17 protein-coding genes and 2 rRNA genes are annotated in these 24,776 nt (G+C 71.8%); 4 read left to right on the top strand and 15 right to left on the bottom strand.

What is annotated here, in order from left to right; all coding sequences use genetic code 11:
* Positions 1-7: 7 nt before the first annotated feature.
* The gene (locus OG309_RS08400) at positions 8-1,399 is read left to right on the top strand and encodes an FAD-binding oxidoreductase (RefSeq protein ID WP_329419422.1); all 1,392 of its coding nucleotides are present in this window, start codon (positions 8-10) and stop codon (positions 1,397-1,399) included.
* Between the two features lie 4 nt (positions 1,400-1,403).
* Here OG309_RS08400 and OG309_RS08405 read toward each other — a convergent pair whose 3' ends face one another.
* Positions 1,404-3,038 carry a flavin monoamine oxidase family protein gene (locus OG309_RS08405; protein ID WP_329419424.1) on the bottom strand — a complete coding sequence of 545 codons (1,635 nt, stop codon included), beginning with the start codon at positions 3,036-3,038 and terminating at the stop codon, positions 1,404-1,406.
* Positions 3,039-3,072: 34 nt separating this feature from the next.
* Positions 3,073-4,590 (bottom strand): APC family permease, encoded by a 1,518-nt coding sequence (locus OG309_RS08410; protein ID WP_329419426.1) that lies wholly within the window; start codon positions 4,588-4,590, stop codon positions 3,073-3,075.
* 161 nt (positions 4,591-4,751) lie between these two features.
* Between OG309_RS08410 and OG309_RS08415 the strand changes: the two genes are divergently transcribed.
* Positions 4,752-6,374, top strand: a complete 1,623-nt coding sequence (locus OG309_RS08415; RefSeq protein WP_329419427.1) for a PucR family transcriptional regulator — start codon at positions 4,752-4,754, stop codon at positions 6,372-6,374.
* A 342-nt stretch (positions 6,375-6,716) separates the two neighbouring features.
* Here OG309_RS08415 and OG309_RS08420 read toward each other — a convergent pair whose 3' ends face one another.
* The 6 genes from OG309_RS08420 to OG309_RS08445 form a co-directional block, all read right to left on the bottom strand.
* The gene (locus OG309_RS08420; protein WP_329419428.1) at positions 6,717-7,799 is read right to left on the bottom strand and encodes a glycosyltransferase family 4 protein; all 1,083 of its coding nucleotides are present in this window, start codon (positions 7,797-7,799) and stop codon (positions 6,717-6,719) included.
* Positions 7,800-7,935: 136 nt separating this feature from the next.
* Positions 7,936-8,646 carry a hypothetical protein gene (locus OG309_RS08425; protein WP_329419429.1) on the bottom strand — a complete coding sequence of 237 codons (711 nt, stop codon included), beginning with the start codon at positions 8,644-8,646 and terminating at the stop codon, positions 7,936-7,938.
* The gene (gene recN, locus OG309_RS08430) at positions 8,646-10,388 is read right to left on the bottom strand and encodes a DNA repair protein RecN (protein ID WP_329419430.1); all 1,743 of its coding nucleotides are present in this window, start codon (positions 10,386-10,388) and stop codon (positions 8,646-8,648) included. Before recN ends, OG309_RS08425 begins: the two co-directional genes overlap by 1 nt.
* A 108-nt stretch (positions 10,389-10,496) precedes the next feature.
* Entirely contained in the window at positions 10,497-11,420 is a 924-nt protein-coding gene (locus tag OG309_RS08435) for an NAD kinase (RefSeq protein WP_329419432.1), read from the bottom strand.
* Positions 11,417-12,232 (bottom strand): TlyA family RNA methyltransferase, encoded by an 816-nt coding sequence (locus tag OG309_RS08440; protein ID WP_329419433.1) that lies wholly within the window; start codon positions 12,230-12,232, stop codon positions 11,417-11,419. Before OG309_RS08440 ends, OG309_RS08435 begins: the two co-directional genes overlap by 4 nt.
* Before the next feature lie 7 nt (positions 12,233-12,239).
* Positions 12,240-12,644 carry a hypothetical protein gene (locus tag OG309_RS08445; protein ID WP_329419435.1) on the bottom strand — a complete coding sequence of 135 codons (405 nt, stop codon included), beginning with the start codon at positions 12,642-12,644 and terminating at the stop codon, positions 12,240-12,242.
* 42 nt (positions 12,645-12,686) lie between these two features.
* Here OG309_RS08445 and OG309_RS08450 point away from each other — a divergent pair, with 42 nt between their 5' ends.
* Positions 12,687-13,034, top strand: coding sequence for an SCP2 sterol-binding domain-containing protein (locus OG309_RS08450; protein WP_329419436.1), 348 nt, complete (start codon positions 12,687-12,689; stop codon positions 13,032-13,034).
* A gap of 92 nt (positions 13,035-13,126) precedes the next feature.
* Here the strand turns inward: OG309_RS08450 and OG309_RS08455 are convergent, their stop codons facing one another.
* The 4 genes from OG309_RS08455 to OG309_RS08470 all read right to left on the bottom strand — a co-directional run bounded on the left by OG309_RS08455 (position 13,127) and on the right by OG309_RS08470 (position 17,317).
* Complete coding sequence (locus tag OG309_RS08455) at positions 13,127-13,993, bottom strand: ABC transporter ATP-binding protein (RefSeq protein ID WP_329428219.1); 867 nt, start codon at positions 13,991-13,993, stop codon at positions 13,127-13,129.
* A gap of 74 nt (positions 13,994-14,067) precedes the next feature.
* Positions 14,068-15,102 carry a FecCD family ABC transporter permease gene (locus tag OG309_RS08460; protein ID WP_329419438.1) on the bottom strand — a complete coding sequence of 345 codons (1,035 nt, stop codon included), beginning with the start codon at positions 15,100-15,102 and terminating at the stop codon, positions 14,068-14,070.
* Complete coding sequence (locus OG309_RS08465; protein ID WP_329419439.1) at positions 15,099-16,058, bottom strand: FecCD family ABC transporter permease; 960 nt, start codon at positions 16,056-16,058, stop codon at positions 15,099-15,101. The genes OG309_RS08460 and OG309_RS08465 overlap by 4 nt, the downstream gene beginning before the upstream one ends.
* Before the next feature lie 200 nt (positions 16,059-16,258).
* Complete coding sequence (locus tag OG309_RS08470; protein WP_329419441.1) at positions 16,259-17,317, bottom strand: HAD-IIA family hydrolase; 1,059 nt, start codon at positions 17,315-17,317, stop codon at positions 16,259-16,261.
* Between the two features lie 85 nt (positions 17,318-17,402).
* Here OG309_RS08470 and OG309_RS08475 point away from each other — a divergent pair, with 85 nt between their 5' ends.
* Positions 17,403-18,689: a DUF1015 domain-containing protein gene (locus OG309_RS08475; protein WP_329419443.1), complete on the top strand. Its 1,287-nt coding sequence runs from the start codon at positions 17,403-17,405 to the stop codon at positions 18,687-18,689.
* 63 nt (positions 18,690-18,752) lie between these two features.
* On the opposite strand, the gene OG309_RS08480 is transcribed toward OG309_RS08475, so the two are convergent.
* From OG309_RS08480 to OG309_RS08490, 3 genes are all read right to left on the bottom strand, one after another.
* A complete protein-coding gene (locus tag OG309_RS08480) occupies positions 18,753-19,577 on the bottom strand; it encodes a hypothetical protein (protein WP_329428221.1) in 825 nt (274 codons plus the stop codon).
* 1,577 nt (positions 19,578-21,154) lie between these two features.
* Positions 21,155-21,271, bottom strand: a 5S ribosomal RNA gene (gene rrf / locus OG309_RS08485).
* A gap of 106 nt (positions 21,272-21,377) precedes the next feature.
* Positions 21,378-24,496, bottom strand: a 23S ribosomal RNA gene (locus tag OG309_RS08490).
* Between the last annotated feature and the right edge of the window lie 280 nt (positions 24,497-24,776).

Below are 24,776 nucleotides of genomic sequence, written 5' to 3' on the forward strand. Positions count from 1 at the left end.
GCATCCCATGGCTCCCCACACCACCACCGTTCCGGACGGCGCCCTCGCGGGCCTGCGCGAGGACCTGGCGGGCGAGGTGTTCACACCCGGCGATCCCGGCTACGACGAGGCCAGGGTCGTCTTCAACGCGATGATCGACCGGAGTCCCGCCGTGATCGCCCAGTGCGCCACTCCGGAGGACGTCGCCAACGCGGTGCTGTTCGGCCGCGAGACGGGACTGCCGATCGCGGTGCGCGGCGGCGGCCACAGCGTCGCCGGTTCGGCGCTCAACGACGGCGGCCTCGTGGTGGACCTGCGGCGGATGCACGCGGTGGTGGCCGATCCCGAGCACATGACGGCCCGGGTGGCGGGCGGCGCCACGATGAGCCACCTCGACCGCGCCTGCCAGCCGTTCCAGGTGGCGGTGACCGGCGGCCGGGCGTCCACGACCGGGGTCGGCGGGTTCACGCTGGGCGGCGGCTCCGGCTGGCTGGAGCGGAAGTTCGGGCTCGCCTGCGACAACCTGCTCGCCGCGGAGCTGATCACCGCCGAGGGCAAGCACGTCCACACGGACGCCGAGGAGAACCCCGAGCTGTTCTGGGCGCTGCACGGCGGCGGCGGGAACTTCGGCGTGGTGACCTCGCTGACGCTGCGGGTGCACCCGCTGCCGGAGTTCGGCTTCGTGATGCTGCTCTTCCCGAGCGACGCCGGACCCGAGGTGATCCGGGCGTACCGGGACGTGCTGGCCGACGCGCCGGACGAGGCGGGCGGCGGCGGGATCTACCTCAACGCGCCGCCCGAGCCGTTCATCCCGGACGAGCTGCAGGGCACGCTGCTGGCCGGGGCGCTCGTGACGTACGCCGGGCCCGCGGAACGGGCGCGGGAGCTGGCGGCGCCGCTGTACGCGCTGAAGCCGTCGGTGGAGCTGCTGATGGACATGCCGTACGCCGACTTCCAGTGCATGCTCGACGACCCTCCGGGGATGCGGAACTACTGGTCGGCCGAGTATCTGACCGGCCTCCCCGACGAGGCCGTCGACGCCTTCTGCGCCCGCGCCGACGACATGATCGTGCCGTCCGGCATGCAGCACGTGCTGTTCCCGATGGGCGGGCGGCTGGCCGCGGGACCGGCGGACTACCCGATCCCGTGGCGTACCGCGAAGTGGGCGCTGCACCCGTTCGCCGTGTGGGAGGACCCGGCCGACGACGACCGGGCCGTCCGGTGGGTGCGGGACGTGCGGGCCGACGCGCAGCCGTGGTCGACCGGAGCCGTCTACCTCAACTTCACCGGCGACGAGGGCCGGCAGCGGGTGGTCGAGGGCTTCGGCGCCGACAACTACCGGCGGCTGGCCCGGGTCAAGGCCGACTACGACCCCGACAACGTCTTCCGCTTCAACCACAACATCGCGCCGGCCTCCTGACCGCTCACCGCAGGGCCGCGATCACCTCCTTCGCGGCCCGCTCGCCCTCGGTGGCCCCGCCCTCCATGAAGCCCTGGAAGTCGTACGAGCAGTGCTCGCCGCCGATGTGGATCCGGCCCTGGGCGACCCCCTCGTAGCCGGCGTAGCGGTGGAGGTAGCCCACCGGCCAGTACGAGTAGGCGCCCAGCGCGTACGGGTTGCGGTGCCAGGCGGAGAGCTGGGCGCGGCCCGTGTACGCCCGGGAGGTGCCGGGGAAGAAGGCGTCGATGCCCGCCAGGTGACGGGTGACCAGGCCGCGCACGTACGGGTCGGACTCGGTGGCGAAGGGCGTGGCCGGGGTGAGCGAGCGGGCCAGGCTGCCGCCGCCGTACTGGAGGAGGATGCCGCCGGTGCCGCCCTGGACCTTGGTGGTGTCCCAGGTCTGCTGGACCTCGGTGTCGGTGAAGCAGTCCCCGGCCGAGACCCCGGGCCAGGGGCCGGTGCCGCGCCAGGGGCGGGTGGCGAACTGCATGTTGAGCTTGGTGCAGTGGCCCATCCGGGCGTCCCGCAGCAGGTCGGTCATGAGCGGGTCGAAGCCGGCCCGGGTCAGGTCGAGGCGCTGGAGGACGGGCAGCGGCACGCACAGGACGGTGTGGTCGGCGGTGACGGTCCGGGTGGCGCCCGCCTCGGTGAAGGTGAGCGTCTGGGTCCCGTCGGCTTCGGCCCGTACGGCGTCGAGGGACCAGCCCATCCGCAGGGTGCCCGGGTTCAGGGCCCCGGCGACGGCGTGGGGGAGCCGGTCGTTGCCGCCGACGACGTGGTAGCGCTCGTTGGACAGGCCCCACACGTTGAAGTTGCCCGGATTGGTCTGGTAGCCCATCAGCAGGACCAGGGCGAGCGCGGACTGGTCGGTGGTGTCGGCCCCGTACTCGACGTTGTAGGCGACGTCGAGGAAGCGCCCGAGCGGCGCGGCGTGGCCGCCCGGCACGCGCCTCTCGATCCACTCGTACAGCGACATGTCGTCGAGCGCGGTGCCGGTGGGCGTGGTCCGGTTCCAGAACACCTCGCCCGCCTCCGACACGTCGCGGCGGAGCGCCTGGTAGACGGCGTTGAAGTCGGCGTCGGCCTGGGCGCGCGGGTAGTAGGCGCCGCCGAACCACAGGACTTCCTCGGCCCCGTTGGGTCCGCCGCCGAGGAAGTCCTCGGTGGCCAGGCCGAAGCGGCGGCAGAGCTCCAGGATCTTCTTGTGGCCGGTGTCGATGAGCTCGCCGCCGATCTCGGAGGTCTGCCCGTACGCCCAGTGCGCGCGCTGGGTCCACATCCGGCCGCCGACGCGGTCGGGGTTGGCCTCGTAGAGGACGGGGGCGAGGCCCGCGTCCTGGAGGGTGAGGGCCGCGGTGAGTCCGGCGATGCCGGCGCCGACCACGGCCACACGGGCGCCGTCCCTGACCGGCGGGCTCGGCGTGGCGGCCGCGGCGGGCAGGGCCGTACCGGCGGAGACGGCGAGTCCGGCGGCGGCCGCGTACTTCAGGAGGGTGCGCCGGCCGGGGCCGTCGGCCCGCAGGCCGCGCAGCTCGTCGACGGGGAGGCCGAGGCGCCGGGCCGCGGCGTGTTCGGCGGCCAGGGTCTTCAGGAGGTGCATCGGGTTGGTGCGTGCCATGGGGCGCTCCTGGTGATCGTCCGGGTGGGAGGGATCAGCTCTGCGGTACGGCGGCGGGGACGGGCCCGGTGGTGTCGTCGGCGCGCTCGGCGGCGTCCTCCAGGACGATCCGGCCGATGATCTCGTAGCGCTCGGGGCGCCGGGCCTTGAGGTAGAGGCCGAGGCCCAGGCCGCCGAGGAAGACGACGCCGACGATCCACGGGATGGCCTCGAAGAAGAGGGAGTCGGCGGCGAGGCCGGCCGCCGTCTGCATGTTCATCACGAGCAGGACGACGACGGCGGTCATGCCGATGCCGCCGAGGAGCGGGGCGGTCAGCGTCCTGAACCAGTGCCGGTCCTCGGGGTGGTTCTTGCGGAAGTAGCCGATGACGGCGAAGGAGCAGAGGGTCTGCACGATGAGGATCGCCATCGTGCCGAGGATGGCGAGCAGCGTGTAGAGGTGGATGTAGGGGTCCTGGCCGGTGAGCCAGAAGGCGCCGACGAGGGCGACGGCGATGACGCTCTGCACGAAGGAGGCGATGTACGGCGAGCCGTGCCGGGCGTGGGTGCGGCCGAGCGCCGGGTGGAGGAAGCCCTCGCGGCCGATGGCGTACAGGTAGCGGGAGGCGCACTGGTGGAAGGCCATGCCGCAGGCGAAGGAGCCGGTGAGCAGCAGCCACTGGAAGGCGTCGACGGCCCAGGCGCCGATGAAGGACTGGGTCGGCGCGAAGAACAGGTCGAGGGGGCTGGCGGAGGCGGACAGCTTGACCGAACCGGCCAGACCGTTGCCGGCGATCGTCATCCAGGAGACGTAGATGTAGAAGAGCCCGACGCCGACGACGGAGATCAGCGTCGCCCTGGGGATCACCCGCTTGGGGTCGCGGGACTCCTCCCCGTACATCGCGGTCGACTCGAAGCCCACCCACGACCAGAAGGCGAAGAAGAGGCCGAGCCCGGCGGACGCGCCGGTGAAGGCGTTCTTCGGGTTGACCGGCTCCAGCGGGATGCCGTCCGGGCCCCCGCCGGCGATCAGGACGGCGGTGGCGACGGCGAACAGCACCGCTATCTCGGCCACCAGCATCACGCCGAGCGCCTTGGCGGTGAGGTTGATGTCGAAGTACGAGAGGACGGCGGTGATCGCGAGCATCACCGCCGCGTAGCCGACCCACGGCAGGTCCACGCCGAGCTGGTCCGCCACCGTCGTCTGGGCGAAGTAGGCGAAGACGCCGACGATCGAGGCCTCGAAGACGATGTACGCGAGGACGGCGAGCATGCCGGAGGCCATGCCGGCGATCCGGCCGAGGCCGTGCGAGATGAAGCCGTAGAAGGCGCCGGCGGCGGTGATCCGCTTCGCCATGGCCACGTATCCGACCGAGAAGACGGTCAGGACGACGGTCGCGAAGAGATAGCCGGCCGGGGCGCCGACGCCGTTGCCGAAACCGACGGCGATGGGGAGGTTGCCGGTCATCGCCGTGATCGGGGCCGCCGTGGCGACCGCCATGAAGACGACTCCGACGAGACCGACCGAGTCCGCCTTGAGCCGGTGGACCTCTGGGGTGGGGTTCTCTGCCATGCCGCGAGAGCATCCTCCCGAGTGATGTAGGCCACAATCGACAGGCGGTCGCGCAAATCCCGCCATGGAGCGACGAGTTGTCGCCCTGGTGGGCGATGCGTCGGTTCCGGTAACGCCCCGGTGATGTCCCCGGAACCCGTACGCGGGTAGCGTCCGGCCCCATGGACAATCAGGGCGGGATCACCGTGCAGCGGGCCCTCGAACTGCCGGGCCTGCGCAGCGGGCTCCCGGAGGTCGTCGCCGGCGCCGACCGGCTGCACCGCACCGTGCGCTGGGTGCACGCCGGCGAGGTGCCGAACATCGCCTCGCTGCTCAAGGGCGGCGAGCTGCTGCTCACCACGGGGCTCGGGCTCGGCACCCGGCCGGCCGAGCAGCGCGCCTTCGTGCGGCGGCTCGCCGAGCGGGGCATCGCGGCCCTCGTCGTCGAGCTCGGCCCGCGCTTCGCCCGGCTCCCGGCGACGATAGTGGAGACCGCCCGGGCGACCGGGCTCCCCCTGGTCCAGCTGCACCGCGAGGTCCCCTTCGTCGCCGTCACGGAGGAGATCCACACCGAGATCGTCAACGGCCACTACGCGCTCGAGCGCCAGGCCGAGGAGGTCCACCGGCAGTGCACCGAGGCGCTGCTCGGCGGCGGCGGGGTGCCGCAGGTGCTGCGGATCCTCGCCGACTTCTCCGTCAACCCGGTGTTCCTGGAGACCGCCGACGGACAGCTCCTGTACGCGGCGGGCACCGAGTCCGAGCCCGCGGACCCGCTCCAGGTCTGGGACGGGCTGCGCGGACAGCGGGCGGCCCGCGAGTCCGGGCCGCCGGTCGGCTCCGTCCTGGTCGACGTGCCCGGCGGAGGCCCCGGCTCGGGCAGCGTGCGGGCCCGCCTGGTCCTGCTCGCCGTCTCCAGCCCGCTCGCCCCCGTGCACCGGATGGCCGCCGAGCGGGCCGCCGGGCTGCTCGCGGTCGTCCTGATGCAGGCCCGGCAGGAGGAGGAGCTCGCGGCCCGCGGCCGCGGCGACTTCCTGACCGACCTCGCCGAGGGGCGCATCTCGGCCGAGGACGCCCCCGCGCAGGCCCGGGTCCTCGGCTTCAAGCCCGGCGACGGCCCGCTGCTGCCGGTGGTCATGCGGCTGGCCTCCGAGCTGTCCGCGTCCGGCAACTGGGCGCTGCTCGCCCGGGCCGTCCTGGAGGAGCTCTCCTCCGTCGGCGTCCCCGTCCTGCTGGGCGTCCGCCCGGTGGAGGGCCGGGTGCCGCTCCTCCTCGGCCTGCGCTCGGAGTCGGAGCGCACCGCGGTCGCCGACCGGGTCGCGGCGGCGCTGCGGGCGGGCGTGGAGCGGGCCGGCCTGGAGCGGTCCGGCGTGCACCCGCCGGTCGTCGTGGTGGGCGTCGCGGGCGGCTGGGCCGCCGCGTCGGCGGGCCTGCGGCACGCGGCGGAGACGGCGACGGCGGCGCAGGGCCTGTCGGAGCTGCCCTGGTACGACGCCCGGCGGCTCGACACCGACCTGCTGCTGTGGCGCCTGCGGGACCATCCGGACCTGGCGGCCTTCGTGGACCGGGCGATCGGGCCCCTCCGCGACCACGACCGGACGTCCCGGCCGCCGCTCCTCCCCACCCTGGAGACCTACCTGGCCCACGCGGGCCGCAAGGCGGAGACGGCCCGCGAGCTCCACCTCAACCGCCAGACCCTCTACAACCGCCTGGCCCGCATCTCCGAACTCCTGGGCACGGACCTGGACGACCCCCAGACGGTCCTGGCCCTCTCCCTGGCCCTCCGCGCCCGCCGCCACACGACGTAGCCGCGGTTTCCGGCCACCCCCCGTTGTGGGCACAACGGAACGGCGCCCCCTGCCGAGCCTGGGCTTCCGCGCCTGCAGCCCCGCCCCCTGTGCGGCGCGCTGGGGTGCGGGCCAAGGCACTGGGAGCGGAGGCGCCGCTGAGGGCGCCGTCCCGTGTGCCCACCCGTCCCGCCCTGCGGGACGATTGCCCACACGGGGGGTGGGGGTGGAGGGGGCGCGGGCCGGAGCCACCAGGCGGGGCGGAGGCCCACGGCGGTACGCGGCAGGCGGCACGCAGGGCGCAGCACGCAGGGCGCGGCACGCGGCACGCGGCACGCGGCACGCGGCACGCGGCAGCGTGGGCTATCGCCCCGAGAGTTCGTCGTACACGCTCAGGACGTGCGCGATCGTCTCGTCCTCCGTCGGCCACGTCCGCGCCTGCACCCGCCCCGCCGCCGCCAGGTCCATCCGTCGCTCGGCGTCGTCCAGGAGCTCCCGGACGACGCCGGCCAGCGCCTCCGCGTCCCCGTACGGCACGAGCTCGGCCGCGTCGCCGACGAGTTCCGGCACGCCTCCGACGGCCGTCGCCACGAGGGGGACGCCGAGCCGGAGGGCCTCCTGCGCCAGCAGGGAGCGGGCCTCCCAGCGGGACGGCAGGACGGCGACGTCCGCCGCCGCGAGCAGCTCCGCCACGTCCTCGCGGCGTCCGATGAGCCGGACGGGGAGCCGCTCCGCCTCGATCCGCCGTTGCATCGCCGCCCGCTCCGGCCCCTCCCCCGCGATCACCAGCAGCGGCTGCGGATCCAGGTCCCGCCACACGCGCGCCGCGTCGAGCAGCATCCCGTACCCGCGCCCCGGCTGGAGCGCGCCCACCGCCATGAGCAAGGGGCGGGCCACCGCGCCGAGTTCGGCCCGCGCCTTGCCGTCGTGCAGGCAGACGGGGGCGCGTGAGGCCGGCACGGTCACCGGCGCGAGGCGGGCGTCCCGGGCGCCGCGCCGCCGCGCGCGGTCGACCAGCTCCGAGGAGGTGGCGAGCACGACGGCCGCCGCCCGTACGGTCCTTCGCTCCAGGAGCCGGACGAGCCCGGCCCGTGCCCCGGCCAGCTGGCTGCGGGTGTGCCAGGTCGTCACGAGCGGCATCCGGGGCCCTCCGCCCGACAGGGCGAGCGCGGCCCGCACGGACGCGTCGAGGCCGTGCGCGTGGACGACGTCCGCGCCGATGGCGACGTTACGGAGCGCGGCGACCGCCGTGGGCCCGCCGTGGCGCGGGGTCGGCACGAAGTGCGCGCCGGCGCCCACGAAGTCGTAGGCGTGGTCGAGTTCGGGCGCGGCGCACACGGTCACCCGCACGCCCCTCGCCACCAGCCCCGAGGCAAGTGATCTGACGTGCGCGCTGCTTCCCGCGCTGCCGCCGCCGAGCACTTGGACCGTACGGAGCTGAGTCACGCGCCCAAGGATGCCAGTCCGTACGCACGTTCCGGCACCGAAGTGACGTCGTTGCCGTGTCGGGCGCCTCAACTTACCGACGGGGATCACCCACACGGGTGACGTCGGGCCCTCGCGTGGCCCGGCACGCGCGGCCTCAGCCGGCGAGCTCCCCGTACACCGCCGCCGCGACCAGACCCGCCGCGTGGACGGCCAGCCCGAACCGCCCGTTCCCGGCCGCGACGGCCGCGCCGACGGCCGCGCCCAGGGCGTGCGCGCCGGTGTCGCCCAGCATGGTCTCCTCGGCGAGGTCGTCGCCGAGGACGACCGCCACGGCCCCCATGGGCGCGGCGGCCTGCGGCCCCCGCAGCAGCCCGGGCGCGCCGAGCGCGAGCACGACGAGCCCGGCCCGGCCCGGCCGTACGTCGGCCAGGTTGACGAGGTGGGCGGTACCGGCGATGACGGTCGCGGCGAGGACCTTGTCGAGCGGACGTTCCTTGAGCAGCGCCCCGGCCACCAGGGAGGCGGCGCCGATCCCGAGCAGCTTGACGGCCCCGCTGGTCACCTCACCGTCCCGCAGCGCCGCCAGATGCGCCCGGAACCCGCGCCGGTCGTCGCCCCGGACGTCGTCGTAGGCCCCGCACGCCCCGGCGGCGAGCACGGCCAGGGCGACGGGAGCCCCACCGGCCCCCGCCCCGGCGACGGCACCGGCGGCGGCGCCCAGGGCGGTCGCGGGTCCCGCGTGCAGGGGGACGCCCTGCCCGGCGTGGTTGGTGCGCTCCCAGCGGGGGTCGCGCAGCCGCCGCAACCCCTCGTAGACGCCCCGGGACACCCCGGCCGCCACGGCGAAGCCGCCGAGCCGGCCCATCAGGCGTCGGCCCGCGCCGTCGCGAGGAGCTCCTCGGCGTGCGCCCGCGCGGTCTCGGAGTCCTCCTGGCCCGCGAGCATCCGGGACAGTTCCCGGACCCGGTCCTCGCCCTCCAGGACGGTGACGCCGGAGCGGGTGACGGAGCCGTCGTTGGTCTTCTCCACGAGCAGCTGCCGGTCGGCGAAGGCCGCCACCTGGGGCAGGTGGGTGACGACCACGACCTGCGCGGTCTTCGCCAGCTTGGCGAGGCGGCGCCCGATCTCGACGGCCGCCTTGCCGCCGACGCCCGCGTCGACCTCGTCGAAGAGGTACGTCGGCACCGGGTCCGTCCCGGCGAAGACGACCTCGACCGCGAGCATCACCCGGGACAGCTCACCGCCGGACGCGCCCTTCGCGATCGGCCGCGGCGGGGCGCCCGGGTGCGGGGCGAGCAGCAGCTCGACCTCGTCGGCGCCGGACGGCGTGTAGGCGACCCGGCGGCCGCCGACCTCGACGCCTTCGGGGTCCTCGGTCTGCCGGATCGCGAACGACACCCGCGCGTGCGGCATGGCCAGCGAGGCCAGTTCGGCGGTGACGGCGTCGGCGAAGCGGGCCGCCGCCTCCGTACGGGCGTCGGTGAGGCGCTGCGCGAGCACCGACAGCTCGTCGCGCAGCCGGTCCCGCTCCTCGGTCAGTTCGTCGACGCGCTCGTCGTCGCCGTCCAGCTCGGTGAGCCGGGTGGCGCTCTCCTCGGCCCAGGCGAGCACGGCCGCGATGTCGGCCCCGTACTTGCGGGTGAGCTGGGTGAGCGCGGCGCGCCGCTCCTCGACGGCGGCGAGCCGCAGCGGGTCGGCGTCCAGGTCGTCGGCGTATCCGGCGAGCTCGCCCGCGACGTCGGAGAGCAGGATGGAGATCTCCCCCATCCGGTCGGCGAGCGCGGCCAGCGCCGGGTCGTGCGCCCGTACGGCCTCCAGGGCCCGGCCCGCGCCCGCGACGAGCATCGTCGCGTCGACGGCCTCGGGGTCCTCGGGCTGGCCCGCGAGCGCGGCGTGCGCGAGGGCGGCGGCGGAGGCCAGGGACTCGGCGTGGCCGAGCCGCTCCGCCTCGGCGGCCAGTTCGGCGTCCTCGCCGGGCAGCGGTGCGACGGCCTCGATCTCACCGAGGCCGAAGCGCAGCAGGTCGGCCTCCTGGGCCCGCTCCCGGGCCCGGGTGGTGATCTCCTCCAGCTCGGCGGTGACGGCCCGCAGGCGCTTGTACGCCTCGCCGTAGGCACCGAGCGGCACGGCGACGGCGTCGCCCGCGTACCGGTCGAGGGCGCCGCGCTGCCGGGCCGGCTTCAGCAGGCCCTGCTGGTCGGTCTGGCCGTGCACGGCCACCAGCTCGTCGGCGAGCTCGGCGAGCAGTCCCACGGGGACGGAGCGCCCGCCCAGGTGCGCGCGGGAGCGCCCCTCGGCCGAGACGGTGCGGCTGACGAGCAGCGCGCCGTCGTCGAGCTCGGCGCCCGCCTCCTCGGCGCGCGCGGCGACCGGCGCGCCCGCGGGCAGCGCGATGCGCCCCTCGACGACGGCGGCAGCCGCCCCGATCCGTACGAGCGCCGGGTCGGCGCGCCCGCCGAGCAGCAACCCGAGGCTGGTCACGACCATGGTCTTGCCCGCACCGGTCTCACCGGTCACCGCCGTGAACCCTGGCGACAGCTCGACCACAGCGTCGTCGATGACTCCGAGCGACCGTATCCGCATCTCCTCCAACACGGAGAAGACCATACGAGGTCGGAGCACCGCTGTGCGACGGCCCCTGCCGACCGAAGGCGAACCCGCAGGTCGGAGGGGCCTTGTGTCACCCACCGGAGTGGACCTCCGGACCGGCCGCCGTCAGTGCGGCGCGCCGCGCCAGCCCGACACGGGCAGGGCGAACTTCGCCACCAGCCGGTCGGTGAAGGAGGCGTGGTGCAGCCGGGCGAGCCGGACCGGGACGGCGCCGCGCCGGACCTCGACCCGGGCGCCCGCCGGCAACTCCACCGTCCGCCGCCCGTCGCACCACAGCACCCCGTGCGGGGTGTGCGGCTCGACCTCGACGGCGAGCACCGAGTCGGGCGTGGTGACCAGCGGCTTGGCGAACAGGGCGTGCGCCCCGATCGGCACCATGAGCAGCGCCTCGACCTCGGGCCAGATCACCGGCCCGCCGGCGGAGAAGGCGTACGCGGTCGAGCCGGTCGGCGTCGCGCAGATGACGCCGTCGCAGCCGAAGCCGGTCACCGGCCGCCCGTCGATGGCGAGGACGACCTCCAGCATCCGCTCCGGGGACACCTTCTGCACGGCCGCCTCGTTGAGCGCCCAGTCCCGGTGCAGGACGTCGCCGTTCTGGTAGACGGTGACGTCGAGGGTCATCCGCTCCTCGACCTCGTACGCCTTGGTCACGACCCGGTCGACGACCTTGTCGAGGTCGTCGCGCTCGGCCTCGGCGAGGAAGCCGACCCGGCCGAGGTTGACCCCGAGCATCGGCACCCCGGAGGCGCGGGAGAACTCCGAGCCGCGCAGCAGGGTGCCGTCGCCGCCGAGGACGACGAGGAGTTCACAGCCGTCGAGCGCGTCGGAGCAGGCCTCCGGGACCTTCTCGACGGACGGCGGCAGCGGCAGGTCGGCCGCCTCCGCCTCCAGGACGCGGACCCCGATGCCGCTGCGGAGCAGCCCGAGGACGACGAGTTCGGCGCTGCGCACGGCGGCCGGCCGGCCGGTGTGCGCGAGCAGGAAGACGGTACGGGTGTTGTCGGTCGAGGTGCTCGAACCAGTGCTCAACGAGGTCCTTCCGCCACGGCGCGGTCGACGTCCGCCGGATCCAGCGCGGGCGCCCCGGCCCGCAGCCACAGAAAGTACTCGACGTTGCCGGAGGGCCCGGGCAGCGGGCTCGCCGTGACGCCGAGGACACCGAGTCCCAGCTCGGCCGCCCGCCGGGCCACGTTCTTGACGGCGTCGGCGCGCAGTTCGGTGCTGCGGACGACTCCGCCGGTGCCGAGCCGCTCCTTGCCCACCTCGAACTGCGGCTTGACCATCAGGACGAGGTCGGCGCCGGGCCCGGTGCAGGCGGCGAGGGCGGGCAGCACGAGGCCCAGCGGGATGAAGGACAGGTCGCCGACGACGAGGTCGACGGGGATCCCGTCGATGGCGTCGAGGGTCAGCTCGCGGACGTTGGTGCGGTCCTTGACGGTGACGCGCTCGTCGCTCTGCAGCGACCAGGCGAGCTGCCCGTAGCCGACGTCGACGGCCACGACGTGGGCGGCGCCGGCGCGCAGCAGGACGTCGGTGAAGCCGCCGGTGGAGGCGCCCGCGTCGAGGGCGCGGCGGCCTTCCACCCGGAGCCCCTGCGGCACGAAGGCGGCGAACGCGCCGGCCAGCTTGTGCCCGCCGCGGGACACGTAGTCGGGGTCGGCGTCGTCCTGGGAGACGACGATGGCCGCGGCGGTCTCCACCTGGGTGGCGGGCTTGGTGGCGACGGTCTTGCCGACGGTCACCCGGCCCGCGGCGATCAGCTGGCTGGCGTGCTCGCGCGAGCGCGCCAGCTTGCGCCGTACCAGCTCGGCGTCGAGACGGCGGCGGACCACTCCTGCCACGTTCGGTTCAGCTCCTGTTGTCGTACGGACGGGGGGCGGGGCGCTCGTCGAGCGAGGTCAGCTCGGCGCGCAGCCCACGGTGTACATCCTCGTACACGTCGAGGTGTCCGTCGGCCGTGAGGTGGTCGGCGTCGCCGAGCCGGTCCAGGAGCGCGTCGACGGCGGGCCGCCCGGTGGGGGTCCGCCCGACGCCGAGCGGCGCGGGTCCGGCGGGCTCGTACGGGTCGCCCTCCGGGTCCGCCGACGGGCCCGCCGACGGGTCCGCCGACGGGTCCGCCGACGGGTCCGCCGAGGCGTCGGCCGGCGGCTCCGCCCGCGGGCCGTGGCCCGGCGCGGGACGGTCCTCGTCGAGGCCGGCCGGGTCGCCGTCGGCCCGCCCGGCACCGGCGGGGTTCGGGTGCGCGTCACTCATGCCCCGACGCTATCGCGAAGCACTGGGGTACCGTCGACGGCGATGGCGACGATCACGGAGTGCCGCGGCGCACTGAGCAGACTTTCCGACAACCTCGCGCGGGCGGACGACGGGGTGCGCGGCGCCGCCGCGTTCGACCGCACCCTGAGCTGCCACCTGACCGATCTCGACACGACCTTCACCGGCCGTCTCGTGGACGGCCGGATCGAGGTCGAGGACACCGTCGCGGGCCCGCCGCCCGGCAAGGCCCAGATCCGCTTGCGGATGACCGGGGACGACCTGGTGGCGATGGTGGACGGCGAGCTGAACTTCGCGAAGGCCTGGGCCTCGGGCCGGGTCGGCCTGGAGGCGGGCTTCCGCGACCTGCTGCGACTGCGGTCGCTGCTCTAGACGCCCCTCCAGCCGGTCCGGACGGCCGGCCCCAGCGGCCCAGACGACCGGTCCGAGCCGCCCCCACGGCCGGCCCCGGCACTCCCGGTGCCTCAGGTCGCCGGCGCGGGCTCCGGCACCGCGGCCTGCGGGGCCGCCACGGGCTTGCGCACCGCCCGCGCCTTGCGCCCCGCCGGCACGACCAGCGGCGTGCCGGTCTCCGGGTCCTCGATGACCTGGCAGCGGAGCCCGAAGACCCGCTCGACGAGCTCCGCCGTGACCACCTCGGACGGCGGCCCCTCGGCGACGACCTCGCCGTCGCGACAGGCGATGAGGTGGGTGGCGTAACGGGCGGCGTGGTTGAGGTCGTGCAGGACGGCGACGAGGGTGCGGCCCTGGTTCTCGTGGAGTTCGGCGCACAGGTCGAGGACGTCGATCTGGTGCTGGATGTCGAGGAAGGTGGTCGGCTCGTCGAGCAGCAGCAGCGGGGTCTGCTGGGCGAGGGCCATGGCGATCCAGACCCTCTGTCGCTGACCGCCGGAGAGCTCGTCGACGTACCGTTCGGCGAGTTCGGCGACCCCGGTCGAGGCCATCGACTCCTGCACGATCCGCTCGTCCTCGGGCGACCACTGGCGCAGCAGCCCCTGGTGGGGGTAGCGGCCGCGGGCGACGAGGTCGGCGACGGTGATGCCGTCGGGGGCGATGGAGGACTGCGGCAGCAGGCCGAGGGTCTTGGCGACCTTCTTGGCGGGCAGCGAGTGGATCGCCTGCCCGTCGAGCAGGACCCGCCCCTGGCTGGGCTTGAGCATCCGGGAGAGGGCGCGCAGCAGGGTGGACTTGCCGCAGGCGTTGGGGCCGACGATGACCGTGAAGGAGTTGTCGGGGATCGCGACGCTGAGGTCGCGGGCGATGACCCGCTGGTCGTAGGCGAGCGTGACCGACTCGGCCATCAGCCGCTGCGTCTCCTGCTGCCCGTTCATACCCGTGCTCCCGCCCTTGCTCCTGTTGGTGTTCCGCTTGGTCGTGCCCCGCCCGGGGGCGTCCTGCCGGAGGGTCATATCCGGCCCGCCTTGCGCTCGCTGACCAGCAGCCAGAGCAGATAGCAGCCGCCGAGGACGCCGGTGACGACACCGACCGGCAGCTGCCGCTCGCCGAAGGCGTGCGTGGCGGCCCAGTCGGCGACGAGCAGCAGGGCCGTGCCCATGAGCGCGGAGGCGGCGAGGTTGGGGCCGGGCGAGCGGGTGAGCCGGCGGGCCAGCTGGGGGGCGCTGAGGGAGACGAAGACGATCGGTCCCGCGGCGGCGGTGGCGACGGCGACGAGCAGCACGGCCGAGCCCAGGAGCACGATCCGGGTCCGCTCGACCTTCACCCCGAGGGCGTACGCGGCGTCGTCGCCCATCTCCAGCATGCGCAGCGCCCGCCCGTGGCCGAGGACGACCGGCAGCAGCAGGCAGCTGACGCCGAACAGCGGCCAGAACTGGGCCCAGTCGCGGCCGTCGAGCGAGCCGGTCATCCAGACGATGGCCCGGGTGGCGTCGACGAGCTGCGCCTTGGTGATGAGGTAGTGGATGACGGCGGTGAGCATGGCGGCGGCGCCGATGCCGATGAGCACCAGCCGGTAGCCGTTCACGCCGCGCTTCCAGGCCAGCAGGTAGATCACGACGCCGGTGACGAGTCCGCCGACGATCGCGCCGCCCGCGGCGGCGGCGGCGCTGCCCTGGAAGAGCACGATGACGACGAGCGCGCCGACGCTGGCGCCCTGGCCGAAGCCGATGACGTCGGGGCTGCCGAGCGGGTTGCGGGAGACGGACTGGAAGACCGCGCCGCCGACGCCGAGGGCGGCGCCGACGAAGACGGCGACCAGGACCCGCGGCAGCCGCAGGTCCATCACGGCGAACTCCTGCACGGGCGTGCCGTGTCCGAGCAGGGTGGCGACCACGTCGCCGGGCGCGATGGGGAAGTCGCCGCTGCCGATGAGGACGACCGCGGCGGCGGCGGACAGCACGAGCAGGCCGAGGACGGAGACGAGCGCGCGGGGCTCGTACCGTACGGAGAGGCCGCCGCCGGTCCGCAGGGTCTTGGTGCTCACAGCGTGGCCATCCTCTTGCGGCGGACGAGACGGATGAAGACGGGCCCGCCGACGAGCGCGGTGACGATGCCGACCTGGAGTTCGGAGGGCCGGGCGACGACCCGGCCGATGATGTCGGAGCCGAGCAGGAGCACGGGCGACAGGACGGCCGCGTACGGGAGGATCCAGCGCATGTCCGGGCCGGTGATCGACCGCACGATGTACGGGACCATCAGGCCGAGGAAGACGATCGGCCCGCAGGCGGCGGTCGCGGCCCCGCACATCAGCGTGACCGACACCATGGCGACGATCCGGGTGCGGTTCAGGTGGGCGCCGAGGGCACGGGCGGTGTCGTCGCCCATCTCCATGGCGTTCAGCGGCCGGGCGATGAGCAGCGCGAGCACGGTGCCGACCAGGATGAAGGGCGCGGCCTGCCCGACGGTGTCCATGGTGGCGGAGGCGAGCGAGCCGACCGTCCAGAAGCGCAGCCGGTCCAGGGCCGCGGAGTTGAGCAGCTGTACGGCGTTGACGTACCCGTACAGCGCCGCGGTGGCCGCCGTCCCGGCCAGCGCGAGGCGCACGGGCGTGGCGCTGCGGCTGCCGCCGAGGACGTAGACGACGACGGAGACGACCGCGGCGCCGACGAACGCGAACCAGACGTACGTGTCGGGGTCGGTGACCCCGAGGAACGCGATCGCGGAGACGACGGAGGCGGCGGCGCCCGCGTTGACGCCGAGCAGTCCGGGCTCGGCGAGCGGGTTGCGGGTGAGCCCCTGCATGACGGCGCCGGACAGGCCCAGGGCCAGGCCGACGAGCAGCCCGAGGAGGGTGCGGGGCACGCGGACGTCGTGGATGACGACGTCGTTGCGGATGCCGCTGTTCTGGAACAGCCCGTGCCACACATCGCCGAGCGGCACCGGCTTGGCACCGATCATGATGCTCAGGACACAGACCAGCAGCAGGACACCGACGGCCACGACCAGTCCGACGGCACGCAGGGAATTGCGGCGCGACGGTTTCCGGACAGGGCCCACCGGCTCCGCGCTCGCACGGGAGGGACTCTCGACCAACACGAGGTTAGGTTAGCCTACCCTCCCATCGGTGGGAGCAAGGGGATTTCGCGCGGCCGCCGGATCTGCGGCCCGACCCCCACCTGGGCCCCGTCCGGCCCCGCCCGTCACCCCAGCCCCAGCCGCCCCAGCGCCTTTCCGGCGTCCAGGCCGCACGCCCCCGCGCCCGCGTCCGCCCAGGCCGCGGCGCACAGCGCCCGCGCGCCGTCCAACGGGTCCAGCGACTCCCCCGCGCCCTCCACCACGAGCGCACCACCGCTCACCGAGGCCGTCCAACCACCGCACAGGAACGCCCCTTCGGCCCCCTCGGCCACCTCCGGCTGCGGCACGAGCAGTCCCCGCAGGTCGGCCGACAGATACGTCGGCCGGTGCTCCGGCACCGCCGTGAGGAGCCGCCCCAGGTCCGTGACACCGGTCAGCACGAGCAGCGAGTCCACGCTCCCGTTGAACGCCCCCTCGATGTCGGTGTCCAGCCGGTCCCCGACCACCAGCGGCCGCTCGGCCCCGGTCCGCAGCACCGTCTCGCGGTGCATCGGCGGCAACGGCTTCCCCGCGACCTTCGGCTCGGCCCCGGTCGCGATCCGCACGACCTCCACCGCCGCACCGTTCCCCGGGCCGATCCCCCGTGCGCCCGGAATCGTCAGGTCCGTGTTCGAGGCGTACCAGGGCAGCCCCCGCGCCACCGCATAGCTCGCCTCCGCGAACCGCCCCCACGGCAGCTCGGGCCCGCCGTAACCCTGCACCACCGCCGCCGGGTCGTCGTCCGCCGACTCGACCGGCACCAGGCCCCGCTCGCGCAGCGCCACCCGCAGCCCCTCGCCGCCGATCAGCAGCACCCGCGAACCGGGCGGCAGCTCGTCCGCGATCAGCCGGGCCACCGCCTGCGCCGAGGTGATCACGTCACCGGCCTCCGCCGGCACCCCGAGCTCGGTCAGGTGCTCCGCCACCGCCTGCGGCGTCCGCAGCGCGTTGTTGGTGACGTACGCGAGGTGCATCCCGCCCGCCCGGGCCGTGCCCAGTGCCTCGACGGCGTACGGGATGGCCTGCCCGCCCGCGTAGACGACCCCGTCCAGGTCGAGCAGCGCCGTGTCGTACGCCTCGCTCAGCGCGACCGCACTGCCACTCGGCCGAATCCTGCTGTGCCGGCCCTGGCCGATTCCCGTCATGACCACGTACTCCTCACGTCAACGGGTGAAATTCCCTCGCTCCCCCGATCATCGCTCATCGCTACCGGCCACATACGATGACGAGATGAACACTTCAGGTCACGCGGCCGATGACGTCCGCGCCCCAGGACTGCGCCTGGCCCCGTTCCGGGGCCTCCGGTACGTGCCCGCGCGCGTGGGCAGCCTGGCGGCCGTGACCTCGCCTCCGTACGACGTCGTCGTACGACCTGACGGACTCCAGCACCTCGAGTCCGCCGACCCGCACAACATCGTGCGGTTGATCCTCCCCCAGGCCATCACCGCCGGCACCCGCCACCGCAAGGCCGCCGTCACCCTCGACCGCTGGCTCGCCGACGGCATCCTCGCCCCGGACCCCGACCCCGCGATCTACGTGTACGAGCAGCGCGGCGACGGCATCCTCCAGCGCGGCCTCATCGGCGCCCTGGAGCTGTCCGCGCCCGGCGAGGGCGTCGTCCTCCCCCACGAGGACGTGATGCCGCACGTCGTCGAGGACCGCGCCGCCCTCATGCGCACCACCGCCGCCAACCTGGAGCCCCTGCTCCTGACGTACCGCGGCGACGGCGACGGGGCCGGCAGCGTGATCGACCGCACCGTCGAGCGCGAGCCGCTGCTCTCGACCACCACCGAGGACGGCTTCCACCACCGCCTCTGGGCGGTCACCAACCCGGCCGACCTGGCCGCCGTCGCCGCCGAGCTGGGCCGCCACCAGGCCCTGATCGCCGACGGCCACCACCGCTGGGCCACGTATCTGCGCCTGCGCGAGGAGCACGCCGCGCCCGGTCCGTGGAACTACGGCCTGGTCCTGCTCATCGACACGGCCCGCTACCCGCTGCGGGTCCGCGCGATCCACCGCCTCCTCAACCGCCTCCCGGTCGCCGGAGCGCTGGCGGCCGTGGGCGACGCCTTCCGCGTGACGCGCGTCGACGGCCCCCTGGCCGCGGCCCAGGAAGCCCTCGCGGCGGCCACGGCGGAGGGCAACGCCTTCCTCCTCGCCGGCGACGGGACCTTCCACCTCCTCGACCGGCCCGACCCCGCGCTGCTGGCCCGCACCATCCGCACGGACCGCCCCGAGGCCTGGCGCACCCTGGACGCGACGGTCCTGCACTCCACCCTCCTGGACCACGTCTGGCACATCCCGGACGAGCCCGAGGACATCGCCTACATCCACGACACGGAGGCCGCCGTCGCCCAGGCGGTGCGCCGCGGCGGTACGGCGGTCCTGATGCACCCGGTGAAGGAGGAGGTCGTCCGCGACCTCGCCCGCCAGGGAGTCACGATGCCCCGCAAGTCGACCTCCTTCGGCCCCAAGCCGGCGACGGGCCTGGTCCTGCGGAGCCTGGCCCTCGACTGACCCCGGACATGACGAAGGGCGCACCCCACGCCGGGGGTGCGCCCTTCGTCATGCACTCAGCCGTCAGGCGTCGTCGCGGTCCTCACGGACGTCGCGGTCCTCACGGTCCTCACGGACGTCGCGGTCCTCACGGACGTCGCGAACCTCGCGGTCCTCGTCGTCGAACTCGTCCTCGTCCTCGTCGCCGTCCTCGACGTCCTCGTCCTCGAACACGTCGTCCTCGACGTCCTCGACCTCGGGCGCCTCGTCCGCGACGTCCTCGTCGTCGTCCTCGAACGCGTCGACGAACTCGACGCCGTCCAGCTCGGCGAGCCGGTCGGAGGCATCCGTGGAGCCGTCCTTGTCGGACTCCAGCGCCTTGGCGAACCACTCGCGCGCCTCGCGCTCGCGGCCGGCCGCCAGCAGGGCGTCCGCGTACGCGTAGCGCAGTCGGGCGGTCCACGGGTGGTTGGCGTTGGACGCCAGCTCGGGGCTCTGCAGGGTCACGATGGCCGCGTCGAGCTGCCCCATGTCCCGGCGGGCACCGGCGGCCACGAGCCGCATCTCGACCTGCCCGGCCTTGTCCAGCTTCTGCACCTCGGGCTCGCCGGCCATCGCGAGCGCACGCTCGGGACGGCCCAGACCGCGCTCGCAGTCCGCCATGACGGGCCACAGCTCGACGCTGCCGGTCATCCGCCGCGCGGCCCGGAACTCGGCCAGCGCCTCGGAGTACTTCTGCGTCGCGTACGCCGCGAAGCCGGCGGCCTCACGGACGGCCGCGACGCGGGAGGCGAGCCGCAGGGCGATGCGCGAGTACTCGTACGCCTTCTCCGGCTCCTCGTCGATCAGCTGGGCGACCATGACCAGGTTGCGGGAGACCTCTTCGGCCAGCCCCTTGGGCAGGCTCATGAGCTCCTGGCGCACATCGGGGTCGATCTCGTCACCGGTGACCTCCGGCGGGATCGGCAGGCGCTTGACCGGCGCGCGGTCCGGACGGTCCCGGTCGTCCCGGCGCCCGAAGCCGCCGCGGTCGTCACGGCCCGGCCCACGGTAGCCGCCCCGGTCGTCCCGACGGTCGTCGCGGCCGCGGAAGCCACCGCCACCACGCCGGTCGTCGTCACGACGCGGCCCACGGGGCCGCTCGTCACGCCGGTCGTCGCGGCGGAAACCGCCACCGCGGTTGTCGTCACGGCGGTCATCGCGCTGGTACGAGGAGGGACGGTCGTCGCGGCGGTCGTCACGCTGGTACGAGGAGGACGGACGCTCGTCGCGACGGAAGCCACCGCCGCCGCGGTTGTCGTCACGCCGGTCGTCGCGGCGGAAGGACGGACGCTCGTCACGACGGAAGCCACCGCCACCGCCGCGGTTGTCGTCGCGGCGGTCGTCACGCTGGTACGAGGAGGACGGACGCTCGTCGCGACGGAAGCCACCGCCGCCGCGGTTGTCGTCACGCCGGTCGTCGCGACGGAAGCCGCCACCGCGGTTGTCGTCACGACGGTCGTCACGCTGGTACGAGGAGGACGGACGGTCGTCACGGCGGAAACCGCCACCGCTGCCGCCGCCACGGTTGTCGTCACGGCGGAAACCGCCACCGCTGCCGCCACCGCGGTTGTCATCGCGACGGAAGCCACCGCCGCCACCGCGGTTGTCGTCGCGGCGGTCGTCACGCTGGTACGAGGAGGACGGACGGTCGTCACGGCGGAAGCCACCGCCGCTGCCGCCGCCACGGTTGTCGTCGCGACGGAAGCCGCCGCCACCGCCGCCGCCACCGCGGTTGTCGTCACGGCGGAAGGACGGACGGTCGTCGCGGCCACGGTAGCCACCGCCACCGCCACCACTGCGGTTGTCGTCACGACGGTCGTCACGCTGGAACGAGGAGGACGGACGGTCGTCACGGCGGAAACCGCCACCGCTGCCGCCGCCACGGTTGTCGTCACGGCCACGGTAGCCACCGCCACCGCTGCCACCACGGTTGTCGTCGCGACGGAAGCCGCCGCCACCGCTGCCGCCACCGCGGTTGTCGTCACGGCGGAAGGACGGACGGTCGTCGCGGCCACGGTAGCCACCGCCACCGCCGCCACCGCGGTTGTCGTCACGACGGTCGTCACGCTGGTACGAGGAAGAGGGACGGTCGTCACGGCGGAAACCGCCACCGCTGCCGCCGCCACGGTTGTCGTCGCGGCGGTCGTCGCGGCGGAAGGACGGACGGTCGTCGCGGCCACGGTAGCCGCCGCCACCGCCTCCGCCACGGTTGTCGTCACGGCGCGGCCCACGGAAGCCGCCACGGTCGCCACCCTCACGGCGGCGCGGCTCGCGCTCCGGACGGTCGTCGGGAGAGTTGGTGGACATCGACGTGACTCCTGTCTTCGGGTACTGCAGTCATTCTCGCGCAGCCGGCACCCCGACGCGCTTCAGAAAAATTCAGGGAAAAACAAAAGGACCCCCAATCCCAGCGTGAACGCTGGGACCAGGGGTCCTGAAATATTGTTCGGCGGCGTCCTACTCTCCCACAGGGTCCCCCCTGCAGTACCATCGGCGCTGAAAGGCTTAGCTTCCGGGTTCGGAATGTAACCGGGCGTTTCCCTAACGCTATGACCACCGAAACCCTATCGGTTTCGAGCGAACAAGCACACTCTGTAGTTGTGTTCTAGCTCAAGAAACCAGCAACCGTTCGTTGCTTCAGAACTAACACAGTGGACGCGAGCAACTGAGGACAAGCCCTCGGCCTATTAGTACCGGTCAGCTCCACCCATTACTGGGCTTCCACATCCGGCCTATCAACCCAGTCGTCTACTGGGAGCCTTACCCTCTCAAGGAGGTGGGAATACTCATCTCGAAGCAGGCTTCCCGCTTAGATGCTTTCAGCGGTTATCCCTCCCGAACGTAGCCAACCAGCCATGCCCTTGGCAGGACAACTGGCACACCAGAGGTTCGTCCGTCCCGGTCCTCTCGTACTAGGGACAGCCCTTCTCAATATTCCTACGCGCACAGCGGATAGGGACCGAACTGTCTCACGACGTTCTAAACCCAGCTCGCGTACCGCTTTAATGGGCGAACAGCCCAACCCTTGGGACCGACTCCAGCCCCAGGATGCGACGAGCCGACATCGAGGTGCCAAACCATCCCGTCGATATGGACTCTTGGGGAAGATCAGCCTGTTATCCCCGGGGTACCTTTTATCCGTTGAGCGACGGCGCTTCCACAAGCCACCGCCGGATCACTAGTCCCGACTTTCGTCCCTGCTCGACCCGTCGGTCTCACAGTCAAGCTCCCTTGTGCACTTACACTCAACACCTGATTGCCAACCAGGCTGAGGGAACCTTTGGGCGCCTCCGTTACCCTTTGGGAGGCAACCGCCCCAGTTAAACTACCCATCAGACACTGTCCCTGATCCGGATCACGGACCGAGGTTAGACATCCAGCACGACCAGAGTGGTATTTCAACGGCGACTCCACCATGACTGGCGTCACGGCTTCAAAGTCTCCCACCTATCCTACACAAGCCGAACCGAACACCAATATCAAACTGTAGTAAAGGTCCCGGGGTCTTTCCGTCCTGCTGCGCGAAACGAGCATCTTTACTCGTAGTGCAATTTCACCGGGCCTATGGTTGAGACAGTCGAGAAGTCGTTACGCCATTCGTGCAGGTCGGAACTTACCCGACAAGGAATTTCGCTACCTTAGGATGGTTATAGTTACCACCGCCGTTTACTGGCGCTTAAGTTCTCAGCTTCGCCCTGTCGAAACAGAGCTAACCGGTCCCCTTAACGTTCCAGCACCGGGCAGGCGTCAGTCCGTATACATCGCCTTACGGCTTCGCACGGACCTGTGTTTTTAGTAAACAGTCGCTTCTCGCTGGTCTCTGCGGCCACCCCCAGCTCACGGAGTAAATCCGATCACCAGACGTGGCCCCCCTTCTCCCGAAGTTACGGGGGCATTTTGCCGAGTTCCTTAACCATAGTTCACCCGAACGCCTCGGTATTCTCTACCTGACCACCTGAGTCGGTTTAGGGTACGGGCCGCCATGAAACTCGCTAGAGGCTTTTCTCGACAGCATAGGATCATCCACTTCACCACAATCGGCTCGGCATCAGGTCTCAGCCTTAATGTGTGACGGATTTGCCTACCACACGGCCTACACCCTTACCCCGGGACTACCACCGCCCGGGCTGGACTACCTTCCTGCGTCACCCCATCGCTTACCTACTACCACCTTGGGTCAGCGGCTCCACCACTCCCCTTTGCCCGAAGGCTCCAGGGCGGCTTCACGGCCTTAGCATTAATGGGCTCGATATTGGGCGTTTCAAAGCGGGTACCGGAATATCAACCGGTTGTCCATCGACTACGCCTGTCGGCCTCGCCTTAGGTCCCGACTTACCCTGGGCAGATCAGCTTGACCCAGGAACCCTTAGTCAATCGGCGCACACGTTTCTCACGTGTGTATCGCTACTCATGCCTGCATTCTCACTCGTGAACCGTCCACAACTCGCTTCCGCGGCTGCTTCACCCGGCACACGACGCTCCCCTACCCATCACAGCGGGCGTTGGCCCTATTGCTGCAATGACACGACTTCGGCGGTACGCTTGAGCCCCGCTACATTGTCGGCGCGGAATCACTTGACCAGTGAGCTATTACGCACTCTTTCAAGGGTGGCTGCTTCTAAGCCAACCTCCTGGTTGTCTCTGCGACTCCACATCCTTTCCCACTTAGCGTACGCTTAGGGGCCTTAGTCGATGCTCTGGGCTGTTTCCCTCTCGACCATGGAGCTTATCCCCCACAGTCTCACTGCCGTGCTCTCACTTACCGGCATTCGGAGTTTGGCTAAGGTCAGTAACCCGGTAGGGCCCATCGCCTATCCAGTGCTCTACCTCCGGCAAGAAACACACGACGCTGCACCTAAATGCATTTCGGGGAGAACCAGCTATCACGGAGTTTGATTGGCCTTTCACCCCTAACCACAGGTCATCCCCCAGGTTTTCAACCCTGGTGGGTTCGGTCCTCCACGAAGTCTTACCTCCGCTTCAACCTGCCCATGGCTAGATCACTCCGCTTCGGGTCTTGAGCGTGCTACTGAATCGCCCTATTCGGACTCGCTTTCGCTACGGCTTCCCCACACGGGTTAACCTCGCAACACACCGCAAACTCGCAGGCTCATTCTTCAAAAGGCACGCAGTCACGAGACATAGCAAGCTATGTCCGACGCTCCCACGGCTTGTAGGCACACGGTTTCAGGTACTATTTCACTCCGCTCCCGCGGTACTTTTCACCATTCCCTCACGGTACTATCCGCTATCGGTCACCAGGGAATATTTAGGCTTAGCGGGTGGTCCCGCCAGATTCACACGGGATTTCTCGGGCCCCGTGCTACTTGGGTGTCTCTTAAACGAGCCGCATGAATTTCAGCTACGGGGGTCTTACCCTCTACGCCGGACCTTTCGCATGTCCTTCGCCTATCCATACGGTTTCTGACTCGTCTCACAGCCGGCAGACTGTGAAAAAGAGATCCCACAACCCCGCATGCGCAACCCCTGCCGGGTCTCACACGCATACGGTTTGGCCTCATCCGGTTTCGCTCGCCACTACTCCCGGAATCACGGTTGTTTTCTCTTCCTGAGGGTACTGAGATGTTTCACTTCCCCTCGTTCCCTCCACATGCCCTATGTGTTCAGGCATGGGTGACAGCCCATGACGACTGCCGGGTTTCCCCATTCGGAAACCCCCGGATCAAAGCCTGGTTGACGGCTCCCCGGGGACTATCGTGGCCTCCCACGTCCTTCATCGGTTCCTGGTGCCAAGGCATCCACCGTGCGCCCTTAAAAACTTGGCCACAGATGCTCGCGTCCACTGTGTAGTTCTCAAGCAACGACCAGCCACCCATCACCCTGATCCAAAGAATCAAGTTCACTGGGGCCGGCATCGCGAAGGTTCGACCAACCGGCCGTACCCTCAGATACCCAACAACGTGCCAAGCGCGACCCTCTCGGTCCTTCCCGTGTTCCACGCCGAAGCAGTACTAACAGGAGACTCTGAAGAATCGCGCCAACTAATCAACGTTCCACCCATGAGCTGACCGTGCAGAACGTTTGCCTGCAATCGGTACTGTGCTC

Source organism: Streptomyces sp. NBC_01268 (genome assembly GCF_036240795.1).
Taxonomy (GTDB): domain Bacteria; phylum Actinomycetota; class Actinomycetes; order Streptomycetales; family Streptomycetaceae; genus Streptomyces.